Source organism: Bartonella quintana, assembly GCF_009936175.1.
Taxonomy (GTDB): Bacteria; Pseudomonadota; Alphaproteobacteria; order Rhizobiales; family Rhizobiaceae; genus Bartonella; species Bartonella quintana.
Window position 1 is genome coordinate 86,574 of the sequence record NZ_AP019773.1, and the last position, 13,138, is coordinate 99,711.

Below are 13,138 nucleotides of genomic sequence, written 5' to 3' on the forward strand. Positions count from 1 at the left end.
AAAAACAGCATTTCTTACGAATTTGATCCAAATCTAAACTCTATACGCATTTTCTAATATTATACGGGCATATGAGTAATAAACCGAACGGATATGAAAAAGAGTTAAGAGCATTTGGCTACTTTTCAATTATTGGTAGTGCGTTTAGCAAAAAAGCCTCGTTTTTTAGGTTATGAAGAGTTGTGTTTTAAGGAGGTCTTTTCGTTTATATTTTTTAAAGGTTTTCGAAGGGACATAATTGGCCTTTGCATTTTATTTTATTCTTTGCTAAATCGCCCGTATGACAGTAGATCGTAATTATATCCGCAATTTTTCCATCGTGGCGCACATCGATCACGGAAAGTCAACATTAGCTGATCGTTTGATTCAAATGACAGGAGGGCTTGAAACACGGGAGATGAAAGAGCAAGTGCTTGATTCCATGGATATTGAGCGGGAACGTGGCATTACTATTAAGGCACAAACGGTACGCTTGCACTATAAAGCAAAAAATGGTGAAACCTACATTTTAAATCTTATTGATACGCCCGGTCATGTTGATTTTGCTTATGAGGTATCACGTTCATTGGCGGCTTGTGAGGGTTCACTTTTAGTTGTAGATGCGAGCCAAGGTGTGGAAGCGCAGACGTTGGCAAATGTTTATCAAGCCATTGATAATTCTCATGAATTGGTTGTTGTGCTCAATAAGGTCGATCTTCCAGCAGCAGAACCTGAGCGTGTTAAAGAACAAATTGAAGATGTGATTGGTATCGATACATCTGAGGCTGTAGAAATATCTGCAAAAACAGGGTTTGGTGTTCCAGATGTTTTAGAAGCAATTGTAAGGCAATTGCCACCTCCGCATATTGGTGATGTTAAAAACCCCCTGAAAGTAATGTTGGTTGACAGTTGGTATGATGCATATCTTGGCGTGATCGTTTTGGTACGGGTAATAGATGGTATCTTAAAAAAAGGTCAAATCATTCGCATGATGGGTACAGGAGTAAAATATCTTGTTGAACGCGTTGGTGTGTTTACCCCTAAAATGGTGCAGGTTGATACGTTAGGGCCAGGAGAGATTGGTTTTATCACGGCTTCTATCAAAGAGGTTGCTGATACGCGGGTTGGCGATACTATTACTGAAGAGCGTCGTCCTTGTGAAAATGCTTTGCCTGGTTTTAAACCAGCTCAACCGGTTGTCTTTTGTGGAATTTTTCCCATTGATGCTGCTGATTTTGATTGTTTACGTGCAGCCATGGGCAAATTGCGCTTAAATGATGCCAGTTTTTCTTTTGAAATGGAAACATCAGCAGCTTTGGGGTTTGGTTTTCGTTGTGGTTTTTTAGGGCTTCTTCATCTTGAAATTATCCAAGAGCGTTTGGAACGCGAATTTAATTTGGATTTAATTGCGACAGCACCTTCGGTTGTTTATCGCATGAATATGAATAATGGTTCTGTTAAGGAATTGCACAATCCAGCAGATATGCCTGATCTTGTTAAAGTTTCTTCCATTGAAGAACCATGGATTCGGGCAACAATTATGACCCCTGATGATTATCTTGGGGCCATTCTAGAACTTTGCCAAGAACGGCGGGGGATACAGGTTGGTTTGTCCTATGTTGGGACGCGCGCCATGGTGACATACAATTTACCGCTCAATGAAGTCGTTTTTGATTTTTATGATCGTTTAAAATCAATCTCAAAGGGGTATGCTTCCTTCGATTATCAAATGACGGATTATTCTGAAGGCGATTTGGTTAAAATGTCTATTTTGGTGAATGGAGAGTCTATTGATGCATTGTCGATGCTTGTGCACCGTACTGTTGCAGAAAAGCGTGGGCGTTCTATGTGCGAAAAACTGAAAGATCTTATTCCTCAGCATATGTTTCAGATTCCAATTCAAGCAGCAATCGGTGGTAAAATTATTGCTCGTGAAACAATTCGTGCTTTGCGTAAAGATGTAACGGCTAAATGTTACGGGGGTGATGTGACGCGTAAGCGCAAACTTTTGGAAAAGCAAAAAGAAGGAAAAAAGCGGATGCGTCAATTCGGAAAAGTAGAAATTCCGCAATCGGCTTTTATTGAAGCGCTTAAAATGAGTAAATAATAAAAAAAGGGAGAATTCTCCCTCATTAATTGCACTTTTTTTGTTTCCTGGTTAAAGTTCTTGAAGAATATTCTTAGTCACGCAATAGATCGTTAATAGATGTTTTTTCTCGTGTTTTTTGATCGACGCGTTTCACTATGACAGCACAATAAAGGTTTGGACCTACTTCACCATTTGGTAATGGCTTTCCGGGTAGAGAACCTGGGACAACAACAGAATAAGCTGGTACTTCACCTATAAACACTTCCCCTGTTGTACGATCAATAATCTTTGTAGACTTTCCAATAAAGACTCCCATTCCTAAAACAGCGCCTTCACGGATAATGCAACCTTCGACGACTTCGGAGCGTGCACCGATAAAACAATGATCTTCAATAATGGTTGGGTTTGCTTGCAGTGGTTCCAAAACACCTCCAATACCAACGCCGCCAGAGAGATGGACATGTTTACCAATTTGTGCACAGGAACCAACGGTTGCCCATGTATCAACCATTGTTCCTTCATCGATAAAGGCACCAAGATTCACAAAGGATGGCATTAATATGACGTTGGGTGCAATGTAGGCAGAATGACGTACGATAGTTCCAGGAACAGAACGGAAATTAGCTTTTTTAAAGTCAGTTTCTTGCCAATTAGAAAATTTCGAAGGGACTTTATCCCACCAGTATGTTCCATTTACCCCACCAGCAATAATCTGCATAGGATTAAGTCGAAAAAAGAGAAGAACAGCTTTTTTCAACCATTGATGAACATGCCATTGCCCATTTTTTTGACGTTCTGCTACACGGATTTCACCTTTATCAAGAAGATTTAATGCGTGTTCGACACTTTCACGAATTTCGCCTTTTGTTGTGGTCTTGATAGAATCGCGATCATCAAATGCTTTTTCAATAATCATTTCAAGTTGTGTGAGATTGGTCATGACCAGAGTTCCGTTAAATAAGTTGAAAGCTTCAAGATGTATTTCTATGACCTACGCGAAGAAATGTATTCAGTCAATAAAACAATAAGAAAGCAGGACAGGTGCATGAAAAAAGGCTATAAAGGAAAAAGAGAAGAAGAGCAGAAAAATTGGATGCCTCTTATTTGTGCAAAAGATACTCTAAAACAAGGCTATGAAATTTCTAATCTAGCACAAATGCGTTCGTCTGCTTATCGTTTGGCTTATATTGATCAGGACTTTATGATGCGTCCTGACCTACGTTCACAGCGTATAAGTCTTGAGTTTTTAAAACCGGAAATAACGCTTCAAGACTATGATATTCAATCAACAGTTGTTTTATTTGGTAGTGCTCGTATTTTTGAATCCGGGAAAGACGCGTGGGCAGCAAAAAATGAAACGCAAAAGAAAAATTTGCATGCTATGTCACATTATTACGATGAGGCAAGAGAATTTGCCCGTTTATGTTCACGTTATTCTGCAACGACCGAGTATCGTGAATTTGTGGTTGTCACTGGGGGAGGACCAGGGGTAATGGAAGCGGGAAATCGTGGTGCTGCTGATGTTGGCGCACCAACGATTGGTTTAAATGTTGTTTTACTACATGAACAAGAGCCCAATCCTTATGTGACACCGCATTTGTGTTTTAATTTTCATTATTTAGGGATGCGCAAAATGCATTTTTTAATGCGGGCAAAGGCATTAGCCGTTTTTCCTGGAGGATTCGGCACTTTAGATGAATTATTTGAGACGTTAACTTTAATGCAGACGGGACGTATGAAACAAGTTCCCCTCTTAATGTTTGGCAAGGAATTTTGGGACAATGTTATCAATTTTGATTATCTGTCTACACAAGGTATGATATCCCCTTCCGATGTCAATTTTGTGAAATTTGTTAAAACAGCGGCGGAAGCTTTTGAAGAAATTCGTTCCTTTTATAAGCTCCCTTAACTTTTTTTGAGGAAATAACTTTTAAAAAATAGTTAATAGTCGACTTGTGTCAAATAAAGTCCTGAAGGAGGTGCAACCATGCCACAACGCTTACGATCTTTAGCATGGAGAGCTGCTTCAAGATCTTGAGCAGTCCAACGTCCAATACCAACTTCCATGAGGCTTCCTGCAAATGAACGGATTTGATGATGAAGAAAAGAGCGGGCTTGTGCATAGAGGAAGATCTCTTCTCCTTCCTTGTAAACATCGAGACGTTCAAGGGTACGAATAGGACTTTTGGCTTGGCAATGGGCTGAGCGGAAAGTGGTGAAATCATGTTGTCCTACAAGTTTTTGAGCAGCTTGATGCATAGCGTCAACATTGAGAGGTTTTGGTATCCACCATACGCGTTTGATATTTAGGGCTGGTGGTGAGAGACGATTGAGAATTTTAAAGAGATAATGGCGTTTGATTGCGGAGAATCGTGCATCAAAGCTATCCGGGACATTTTGTACGTTTAGGACGGCAATCTCTTCTCCCTGTTTTTGTAAATAAGCATTGAGTGCATCGCGGACAGTATATGTTTGCCAATTTTTGATGAAATCAACATGTGCAACTTGTCCTGTAGCATGAACACCAGCGTCAGTTCTGCCGGCTGTTGTAATGGTTAATTGTTGTCCACTAAAATGAAAAATAGCCTGTTCAAGGGCACTTTGTATGGTATGAAGTTCTGCTTGGCGTTGCCAGCCAGCATAATTTGAGCCATCATATTCAAGGGTGAGTTTAAAACGTGGCATATCAAAAAACAGTAGAAAGACGAGCACCTCGCAAAAATGCTGCGCTATCAAGAATTTTACCACCAGATTTTTGGAGGGAAGTTATTTCTATCCGCCCTTGTCCACAATGAATAATTAAAGAATTGGGTTCTATCCACCCAATTTCACGAGAAGGGCCTTTTGTTAAGCGACTTCCGAGAATTTTTACGCGTTCTTCTCGACCGGCGATATTCATTTTGCACCAACAACCAGGAAAGGGAGAAAGAGCACGGATCTGCCTATGAATAAATTCTGCAGATTTTGTCCAATCAATGCGCGTTTCTTCCTTTTTGATTTTTGAGGCATAGGTTATATTTTCCTCTGATTGTGGAGTAAGTTTAAGTTGCCCTTTTTCAAGAGTCGATAGCATTTCTATCATAAGTTCTGCACCGATATGTGAGAGCTTGTTTGAAAGTTCATCGGCGGTGGTGTTATCAGTAATGGGGATAGAGCGAGATAAAGCGATAGATCCGGTATCAAGTCCTTCATCCATTTTCATAATCATTATCCCTGTTTCCTTATCACCAGCCATAATTGCACGCTGAATAGGCGCAGCACCACGCCAACGTGGTAAAAGTGAAGCGTGGGCATTGAAACAACCCAAACGCGGTGTTTCAAGAATGGCTTTCGGTAAGAATAGTCCATAGGCAACAACAATAGCAACATCGACAGCAAGTTCTGCGAATTGTGCTTGTTTTTCGGCTGTTTTGAGTGTCTGTGGTGTGAAAACAGGAATGGATTTTGCTTGTGCTGCATTTTGAACGGGTGAGGGGATCATTTTAAGACCACGACGTCCTGCTGGGCGGGGGGGTTGGCTATAAACAGCTACAATATCATGGCCAGCATCCAATAAAGCATGTAAAATGGGAACGGAAAAATGAGGTGTTCCCATAAAACTTAATCGTAATCCCATTACAAAATTGCTTCCTGTGCGTTTTTTTCTTTTGCGCGTTTTTTAAATTTTCGTATCACCATATCGCGTTTGATTTTCGAAATGTGATCAATAAAAAGGCGACCATTTAAATGGTCGATTTCGTGTTGCAAACAAGTAGCCAGGAGATGATCTGCCTCAATTTCTGTTTGTTTTCCTTCGCGATCTTGATAGCGAACACAGAGACGTTTGGGCCGTTCGATTTCTGTATAATACTCTGGAATAGAAAGGCAACCTTCTTTGCAAATATTACGCTCATCGGAAAGCCATAAGATTTCAGGATTAATAATAACAAGCGGATTTTTTTGGGTTTCATTTCTAGAGACATCTATGACCAACATGCGTAGTGGTATCCCAATCTGAATAGCGGCAAGGCCAACACCTTGGGCATCATACATCGTTTCCAACATATCATCTGCGAGTTTTTGGATGGTTGAATCAACATGCTCGACAGGTTTGGACACTTCCCGTAAAATTGGATCAGGTAAAATAACTAAAGGTTTAATTGGCATGGATGCAGATTAATCAATGGTTTGTTATAGGTCAATATTGAATAACGGATTTTTGCGCTTTTTTAGATAAGAGCGTTATATTATTTCCCATGTTTGATTCGTTTCTTTCTTTTATGCTCTTTGGTGAACCTTTTGCTAAACTGATACATCTACTTTTGCTTATACTCGTTTGCTTGGCATTTTTTATGCTGTTACATTCTCATCGAAAAAAAACACTTTTGGAAAGTGAAACTGCTGAACGCGCCCGTGAGGCACAAATGCAAATGGCGACATTGCTGAAAACACAAGCTGAAATGCAAGGGCGGATGCAAGCTATGGCAGAAATTTTTGGTCAAAGACAGGCTGAATTGAATAAATCTATTCATGAGCAATTCAATGGGATGGCAACCAATTTGGGTCACACTCTTCAGGTGCAGACAAAATCTACTTATGAAAGTTTGACTCGTTTGCAAGAGCGTTTAGCGGTAATTGATGCGGCGCAAAATAATCTTCAATCACTTACGGGACAGGTTGTTGAGCTACAGGCTATTTTAAGCAATAAGCAGACGCGTGGCACTTTTGGTCAAGGGCGGATGGAAGCAATTATTGCCGATGCTTTACCAACGAATGCGTATGTTTTCCAAGCGACTCTTTCAAATGGAAAACGACCAGATTGTCTCATTCATATGCCTCATGAGGCACCCTCTCTTGTTATTGATGCTAAATTTCCTCTAGAGGCTTGGAATGCGATGCGTGCAGCATCATCATCTCAAGAACGCCAAAATGCAGAGCGCCAATTTCGCACTGATATGGAGGTACATATTCGTGATATTACACAAAAATATTTGATTCCTGGAGAAACCCACGATACTGCTTTTCTCTTTGTACCATCGGAATCGATTTTTGCAACAATTTATGAAGATTTTGAGCCATTGGTACAAAAAGCCAATCGGGCGCATGTGATTATTGTATCACCATCTTTGTTAATGCTATCTGTTCAGGTTGTACAAACGATTATGAAAGATGCACGGATGCGGGAACAAGCACATTTTATCCAGTCAGAAGTAGCAAAATTGATGGAAGATTTTGAACGAATGGATACACGTGTTCGCGCTTTACAGAAACACTTTTACAAAGTGGGCGAGGATATTGAAGGGATTTTAACATCATCCTCTAAAATTATAAAACGGGCTAACCGTATTGAAGCTTTTGAATTAAAGGAGAAGGATTCTGTGTCAGCGCAAATGGCAACTTCTGGTCAATCGCAAACATTACATTTTGTTGATGAGGAATAAAGTAAGGGTTTCACTACAACAGAATGTGATTGTATCCTTTGTTGATTGATAGTAATTTTTTAGTATCCATAGTGTGCGTTTTATTTTTTAATGAGAGGAAGAGAAAATATGCGACACCTTTTGTTTTTAGGAGCATTGGTGTTTTTTTTGGGAGGGTGTGCAAAAAAACCTCCTATATATACAAGCAATGTTTGCGCTATTTTAGCTCAAAAAGATGGTTTTTTTGATAATTGGGAAAAGGCTGCTAAAAAAGCAGAAATGCGCTACGCCATTCCTATGTCTATTATTCTTGCAACCATTAATGTGGAATCAAGTTTTCATCATAATGCACGTCCTCCACGCAAAAAACTCTTTGGTTTTATTCCATGGAAACGTCAGTCGACAGCTTATGGTTATGCTCAAGCTCTTGACGGTACATGGGCAATGTATCTCCGCTCTACAGGAAAATCTTTTGCTCGACGTACCAATTTTGCAGATGCTGCTGATTTTGTTGCTTGGTATCATCGTCAAACTGTTCAACAGAATGGTGTGAGGTTTAATGATGCCTATAGACTTTATTTAAATTATCATATGGGACACGGTGCTTATGCGCGTAGTGGGGGTCGTGTAACTGCAGCACTTGCACAGGCAGCAGAACGTATGGCAGAAATATCGAGCCACTATGAACAACAATTAAGGACATGTAGACGGCGTTAGGGGGACTGTGAAAATATCTGAATCGGGGATTGGAGTGGTTTTGAAATTGATTCGATAACCAGATTTGTCATGATTGAATGGACAGATATAGCTTTTCTTGTTACACAAATTAAGTAAATCCAGGCGATAGGAGGAGGCTTTTGCAATGTATTTGGGAGGACGATGTAAAGGATATTTTTATAAAAATCTTTTTTGAGAAGAAGATCTTGTTTCAAGAAGTAAAAAGTTCAACATAAAAATCTGGCAGAATGATCCGCCAAATAAAATTGATCAACAAAAGCCTCTCTATCAAAGGGGAAAAAATAAACGTTGCTGTTCAAAAAGATGAGTGGTCTGTAAACAGAAAAGCTTGAAATTAAGCTCCACCGTACTTCTTGATTAAAAAGAACTATGATTCCTTAAAACCAGAATTATTTTCTTCCAGTTTATCCAGAGAAAAAGGTTTTCCATCGTGCTTTATCGGGCAACGGACGAATCTATAAGTATGGGTCAGTTGTTTTTTTGTGAAGCAATCTAAGTTTTGTGCATTAAATTAAGATTTGAGATAAAAGTAGAATGGTAGTAATGTTCCATTTGTAAAGAACAGGCATATTACTACGCAGAAGCATTTCATCAGTTAAGGATTGACAAAGGATTTACGATTTATTGAGGATAAGTCTCTCTCAGTACACGTGAGGACTAAAAACCTTACCCAATGCTTTGTGAAATGGGTTCATTTTCTTTTAAGCGTGTGGACTCAATGGCAAAAATTTCCCCTTTGCATTTCACGCAAGTAGTCTAGCACCCACGGCAAAGTGGCATGGCATCTATTAATAAATGTTATCAATCCTGGTGTCAGAAAGATGGCCGGTATTTAGTTTTTGAAGATCTTATCAAGAATTTACAGGTTATGATGGTAAAACTGTAAGGATCAATACTCCCTTTATCTTGGTCCATCTCTATGCTGGAAACTATAAATTGTGCAGCAGGCTATAAAGAAGATAAGCATGAGAGGGAAGCGTTGGCAAAAAGCAAGCCAAATTTATCCTCGAAGCGTCATGCTGTGGTGGATGTTTTGAGTCAAGCTTTACATGTTCTTCTTAACAATAAGAGACTGCAATGATATTATCCAAGCAGATCAGCTTCTTTATGGGGGATAAAAATATGCAAGTTATTACTTCTAAAGGTTACACCTCAAAGATACGAAGAGAATGGGTGAAAAAGCAAGACAGCGTCACTGTTCTTGCTTGCCGCTTAAAGGGGTAAACAACACAGAACAATAGCGAACAATTTTAAAAAGAACGCTATCTTATCGAAGGCTTCTTCAATAAATGCAATCACTTTAGACGTATCTCCTCGTGGGAGGATAAAGAGCTTCTTCTTTTATGGAATTGTTTTTTTAAGCTCCAATCATCCTCTGGCTTAGAGATTGAAGTACACACAATTTAATGCAGAGTTACAATTTGTAGTTCATGCTCATTGGCTCCTGCAAGAGCGATAGAGCGCTCATCGGATAAAATGATCGGATAACCTGTTTCACCAAAAAGAGCCCATATTGTAATGCCTGGGGTCATTGGTGGAAGATCTGGAAAGTTTTTAGCTAGATCATCTGTACAAACTTTTTTTAAATAAGCAACCTGGCCTGTATCAGAATGGGTCATATCTTGCAACGACAAATTTTGTTTATGCTCTCCCATTTCATTATTCCTTTACGCTTCAACTTTATGACTCAGCACTACTGACTTTAATTGGAATCTGCTTTATTTGTTTTTTTGATTTCGGTTGGTATAAGTTAATTGATAAAAGACCATTTTTCAACTCGGCATTTGTGACGTGCATTCCTTCAGCAAGAACAAACGTACGTTGGAATTGGCGTGCAGCTATACCACGATATAAATATTGACGGTTTTGATTGTCGGTTTGTTTGCCATGAATGATCAGTTGATTGCAGTCTAGAAAAATAGTGAGATTATTGACTTTAAATCCGGCAACAGCCAAAGTGATGCGTATATGGTTTGCTTCATCGTTTTTGTGTAAACGCTCTATATTATAGGCTGGATAGGTCTCATCAGCTTTATTAATACGTCGCAATGTTTTCTCCACCGCTTCAAATCCTAAAAGAAGGGGATTGGAGAAAGGCGTCACATGTGTCATTGTGAATGTCCTCTTCAAAGCGGCTATACTCTAAAAAAAGCGTTTGTTCTATCCCTCTCATATGGCAAGTGTAAGTGGTAACTTCAAGAGGAAAGATGAGAGAGTTCAATGACTCACAAAACAGTAAAATTGTTAAAAGCAAGAGAAATTGCTGGAATATTGTATAGGGAAGCTGAAATTGCAGAAATATTTCGCCGTTTTTCTGTTCAACGTCCTACCCCCAAAAGTGATCTTATTTATACCAATATTTTTACTCTTTTGGTTGCAGTTGTTCTTTCAGCTCAAGCTACAGATGCGAGCGTTAATAAAGTGACGAAAGAATTATTTCGCCTTGCTGATCACCCGGAAAAAATGGTTGCGTTAGGAGAAGAAGAAATTGCACGTCATATTCGTACAGTTGGGCTTTGGCGTGCAAAAGCACGCAATGTTTACGCGCTTTGCAGCTTTTTAATTGATCAGTATGGCGGGCAAGTGCCTGATAATCGTGAGGCTCTTATGACACTTCCTGGGGTAGGACGTAAAACGGCTAATGTTGTTTTGAATGTTGCTTTTGGGCAACCTACAATAGCGGTGGACACGCATATTTTGCGTCTTGGGAATCGTCTTGGTTTAGCGCCTGGTAAAACACCAGAGATTGTCGAAGAAAAGTTGCTAAAGATTATACCAGTTCGTTATCTTCGTTATGCACATCATTGGCTCGTTTTACATGGGCGTTATATTTGCCAAGCGCGTAAAGCACAATGTAGGCAATGTATCATTGCTGATTTATGTAAAGCAGCAATCAAAACAAATGCAGTTCCAGCACCTTTGGTTGAAATTCAGGGCAATGGAGCTCCGATTTTTTTTTGATACGGACTTGCTATTTTGTGTATACTGGCTTATGAAAATACTGTTAGAGTCACCTGGCAGGGCATGCCGTGGCTATTTAAATGCTTGTTCAAGCGTTGGTCCGCTTGAGTGAAAAGATCCACCTGACTAAAATGTATGGAGTAGCAAAATGCCCAAGATGAAGACCAAATCATCAGCTAAAAAGCGATTTAAAATCACTGCGTCAGGCAAAGTTAAGGTAGCGGCTGCAGGTAAACGCCATGGCATGATTAAACGTTCAAATAAATTTATTCGCGATGCTCGTGGAACAATGGTTTTGAGTGATCAAGATGCTAAAAAAGTCATTCAATATTATTTACCGAATGGTTTTTAAACCTTGCGCTTTTGATTTTTAGGAGATTATTACATGGCACGTGTAAAAAGAGGTGTGACAGCGCACGCTAAGCACAAAAAAGTTCTTAAACAAGCTGAAGGCTTTTACGGTCGTCGTAAAAATACTATTCGTGCAGCTAAAGCAGCGGTTGATCGTTCGAAGCAGTATGCTTACCGTGATCGCAAAAATAGGAAACGCACTTTTCGTGCTTTGTGGATTCAGAGAATCAATGCTGCTGTTCGCGCAGAAGGCTTAACTTATGGACGCTTTATTGATGGTTTATCAAAAGCCGGTATTGAGATTGATCGTAAGGTTCTTTCAGACATAGCAGTTCATGAGTCAGCGGCATTCTCTGCTTTAGTAGCTTCCGCAAAGAAAGCTTTAGAGTATTTGAGAGATACAACGTCTAATGCTTTTGAAGGCGCTGTCAAGTAAGCCAGTCGCGTTCTCTTAAAGCACATTCATTCGGGATCCCGTTCTGGTTTTTGCTAGTGCGGGTTTTTTTATTCAAACAAGATAGGCAAAAGTATGAACGATATTGAGCGTCTTGAAAAAGAAATTTGTTTGGCTTTAGAGGCAGCGAGTGATGAACAGACACTTGAAACAGTGCGTATTGCAGCGTTAGGCAAAAAAGGCTGCATCGCTGAAAAATTAAAAGCATTAGGAAAGATGGATGTTGAAGAACGCCATAAAGTTGGACCAGTTCTTAATGGATTAAAAAATCGTGTTTTAGAATTATGGGTGCAAAAGCGTGATCTTCTTAAGCGTCAGGCAATGGATACGCGACTTTCTCGTGAAACGGTTGATGTTACCTTGCCTGTTCGTTCTTCACCTCTAGAACGGGGGCGTATTCACCCTATCTCACAGGTGATTGAGGAAATTATAGCTATTTATGCGAATATGGGTTTTTCACTTGCAGAGGGACCAGATATTGAAACAGATTATTATAATTTTACGGCATTGAATTTTCCTGAAGGTCATCCAGCTCGCGAAATGCATGATACCTTCTTTTTTGATGTTGATAAAACGGGAGAGCGGAAATTATTGCGTACCCATACATCACCTGTGCAAATTCGTACGATGGAAAAGCAAAAAGCACCGATACGTATCATTATTCCTGGAAAAACTTATCGTATGGATTCGGATGCGACTCATTCCCCCATGTTTCATCAGGTAGAAGGTCTTGTGATTGATAAAACTTCTACTATTGCGCATATGATGTGGCTTCATGAGACTTTCTGTAAAGCTTTTTTTGAAGTTCCTTCTGTAAATATGCGTTTCCGCCCCTCTTTTTTTCCTTTCACTGAACCATCCATGGAAGTGGATATTCAATGTGATCGCTCTGGTTCGAAAGTAAAATTCGGGGAAGGACAGGATTGGCTGGAAATTTTAGGCTGCGGAATGGTGCATCCTTATGTCTTACAGAATGTTGGTTTAGATCCCGATGTGTATCAGGGTTTTGCATGGGGAATGGGCATTGATCGTATTGCGATGTTAAAATACGGTATGCCTGATTTGCGGGCTTTTTTTGATGCTGATCTGCGTTGGTTAGATCATTATGGCTTTCGCTGTTTTGACATGCCTGCTTTTTTTCCTGGTTTAAGATAATGTGTGATCTTG

The 13,138-nt window shown here is 39.7% G+C and carries 14 protein-coding genes; 8 read left to right on the forward strand and 6 right to left on the reverse strand.

From position 1 onward, the window contains the following. Window positions 1-280: 280 nt before the first annotated feature. The gene (gene lepA / locus MF1_RS00310) at window positions 281-2,086 is read left to right on the forward strand and encodes a translation elongation factor 4 (RefSeq protein ID WP_014923615.1); all 1,806 of its coding nucleotides are present in this window, start codon (window positions 281-283) and stop codon (window positions 2,084-2,086) included. A gap of 73 nt (window positions 2,087-2,159) precedes the next feature. Here lepA and dapD read toward each other — a convergent pair whose 3' ends face one another. Then, window positions 2,160-3,008, reverse strand: a complete 849-nt coding sequence (gene dapD, locus MF1_RS00315; protein ID WP_161510206.1) for a 2,3,4,5-tetrahydropyridine-2,6-dicarboxylate N-succinyltransferase — start codon at window positions 3,006-3,008, stop codon at window positions 2,160-2,162. Between the two features lie 105 nt (window positions 3,009-3,113). Here dapD and MF1_RS00320 point away from each other — a divergent pair, with 105 nt between their 5' ends. Then, entirely contained in the window at window positions 3,114-3,977 is an 864-nt protein-coding gene (locus tag MF1_RS00320; protein WP_014923617.1) for an LOG family protein, read from the forward strand. 32 nt (window positions 3,978-4,009) lie between these two features. Here MF1_RS00320 and truA read toward each other — a convergent pair whose 3' ends face one another. From truA to def, 3 genes are read right to left on the reverse strand one after another with little or no spacing between them, the layout of a single operon-like run. Continuing rightward, window positions 4,010-4,753, reverse strand: coding sequence for a tRNA pseudouridine(38-40) synthase TruA (gene truA / locus MF1_RS00325; protein ID WP_014923618.1), 744 nt, complete (start codon window positions 4,751-4,753; stop codon window positions 4,010-4,012). A gap of 1 nt (window position 4,754) precedes the next feature. Then, the gene (gene fmt, locus MF1_RS00330) at window positions 4,755-5,684 is read right to left on the reverse strand and encodes a methionyl-tRNA formyltransferase (protein ID WP_161510207.1); all 930 of its coding nucleotides are present in this window, start codon (window positions 5,682-5,684) and stop codon (window positions 4,755-4,757) included. Further along, a complete protein-coding gene (gene def / locus MF1_RS00335) occupies window positions 5,684-6,214 on the reverse strand; it encodes a peptide deformylase (RefSeq protein WP_014923620.1) in 531 nt (176 codons plus the stop codon). Before def ends, fmt begins: the two co-directional genes overlap by 1 nt. Window positions 6,215-6,303: 89 nt before the next feature. Here def and MF1_RS00340 point away from each other — a divergent pair, with 89 nt between their 5' ends. Continuing rightward, window positions 6,304-7,488, forward strand: a complete 1,185-nt coding sequence (locus tag MF1_RS00340; RefSeq protein WP_161510208.1) for a DNA recombination protein RmuC — start codon at window positions 6,304-6,306, stop codon at window positions 7,486-7,488. Between the two features lie 108 nt (window positions 7,489-7,596). After that, window positions 7,597-8,184, forward strand: coding sequence for a transglycosylase SLT domain-containing protein (locus MF1_RS00345; RefSeq protein WP_011178905.1), 588 nt, complete (start codon window positions 7,597-7,599; stop codon window positions 8,182-8,184). 1,424 nt (window positions 8,185-9,608) lie between these two features. Here the strand turns inward: MF1_RS00345 and MF1_RS00350 are convergent. Then, window positions 9,609-9,860, reverse strand: a complete 252-nt coding sequence (locus tag MF1_RS00350; RefSeq protein WP_011178906.1) for a BQ00720 family protein — start codon at window positions 9,858-9,860, stop codon at window positions 9,609-9,611. Window positions 9,861-9,885: 25 nt separating this feature from the next. Then, window positions 9,886-10,317 (reverse strand): Hsp20 family protein, encoded by a 432-nt coding sequence (locus tag MF1_RS00355; protein WP_014923623.1) that lies wholly within the window; start codon window positions 10,315-10,317, stop codon window positions 9,886-9,888. 108 nt (window positions 10,318-10,425) lie between these two features. Between MF1_RS00355 and nth the strand changes: the two genes are divergently transcribed. The 4 genes from nth to pheS all read left to right on the forward strand — a co-directional run bounded on the left by nth (window position 10,426) and on the right by pheS (window position 13,126). Then, the gene (nth, locus tag MF1_RS00360; protein WP_161510209.1) at window positions 10,426-11,166 is read left to right on the forward strand and encodes an endonuclease III; all 741 of its coding nucleotides are present in this window, start codon (window positions 10,426-10,428) and stop codon (window positions 11,164-11,166) included. A 148-nt stretch (window positions 11,167-11,314) separates the two neighbouring features. After that, entirely contained in the window at window positions 11,315-11,518 is a 204-nt protein-coding gene (gene rpmI, locus MF1_RS00365) for a 50S ribosomal protein L35 (RefSeq protein ID WP_011178909.1), read from the forward strand. A gap of 33 nt (window positions 11,519-11,551) precedes the next feature. Next, a complete protein-coding gene (gene rplT, locus MF1_RS00370; protein ID WP_161510210.1) occupies window positions 11,552-11,953 on the forward strand; it encodes a 50S ribosomal protein L20 in 402 nt (133 codons plus the stop codon). 93 nt (window positions 11,954-12,046) lie between these two features. Continuing rightward, a complete protein-coding gene (pheS, locus tag MF1_RS00375; protein WP_161510211.1) occupies window positions 12,047-13,126 on the forward strand; it encodes a phenylalanine--tRNA ligase subunit alpha in 1,080 nt (359 codons plus the stop codon). The last annotated feature ends 12 nt before the right edge of the window (window positions 13,127-13,138 follow it).

What these genes read in the sequence shown, in the direction of transcription:
- lepA (WP_014923615.1), top strand. Translation starts at nt 281, where the DNA reads ATGACAGTAGATCGTAATTATATCCGCAATTTTTCCATCGTGGCGCAC.
- dapD (WP_161510206.1), bottom strand. Translation starts at nt 3,008, where the DNA reads ATGACCAATCTCACACAACTTGAAATGATTATTGAAAAAGCATTTGAT.
- MF1_RS00320 (WP_014923617.1), top strand. Translation starts at nt 3,114, where the DNA reads ATGAAAAAAGGCTATAAAGGAAAAAGAGAAGAAGAGCAGAAAAATTGG.
- truA (WP_014923618.1), bottom strand. Translation starts at nt 4,753, where the DNA reads ATGCCACGTTTTAAACTCACCCTTGAATATGATGGCTCAAATTATGCT.
- fmt (WP_161510207.1), bottom strand. Translation starts at nt 5,684, where the DNA reads ATGGGATTACGATTAAGTTTTATGGGAACACCTCATTTTTCCGTTCCC.
- def (WP_014923620.1), bottom strand. Translation starts at nt 6,214, where the DNA reads ATGCCAATTAAACCTTTAGTTATTTTACCTGATCCAATTTTACGGGAA.
- MF1_RS00340 (WP_161510208.1), top strand. Translation starts at nt 6,304, where the DNA reads ATGTTTGATTCGTTTCTTTCTTTTATGCTCTTTGGTGAACCTTTTGCT.
- MF1_RS00345 (WP_011178905.1), top strand. Translation starts at nt 7,597, where the DNA reads ATGCGACACCTTTTGTTTTTAGGAGCATTGGTGTTTTTTTTGGGAGGG.
- MF1_RS00350 (WP_011178906.1), bottom strand. Translation starts at nt 9,860, where the DNA reads ATGGGAGAGCATAAACAAAATTTGTCGTTGCAAGATATGACCCATTCT.
- MF1_RS00355 (WP_014923623.1), bottom strand. Translation starts at nt 10,317, where the DNA reads ATGACACATGTGACGCCTTTCTCCAATCCCCTTCTTTTAGGATTTGAA.
- nth (WP_161510209.1), top strand. Translation starts at nt 10,426, where the DNA reads ATGACTCACAAAACAGTAAAATTGTTAAAAGCAAGAGAAATTGCTGGA.
- rpmI (WP_011178909.1), top strand. Translation starts at nt 11,315, where the DNA reads ATGCCCAAGATGAAGACCAAATCATCAGCTAAAAAGCGATTTAAAATC.
- rplT (WP_161510210.1), top strand. Translation starts at nt 11,552, where the DNA reads ATGGCACGTGTAAAAAGAGGTGTGACAGCGCACGCTAAGCACAAAAAA.
- pheS (WP_161510211.1), top strand. Translation starts at nt 12,047, where the DNA reads ATGAACGATATTGAGCGTCTTGAAAAAGAAATTTGTTTGGCTTTAGAG.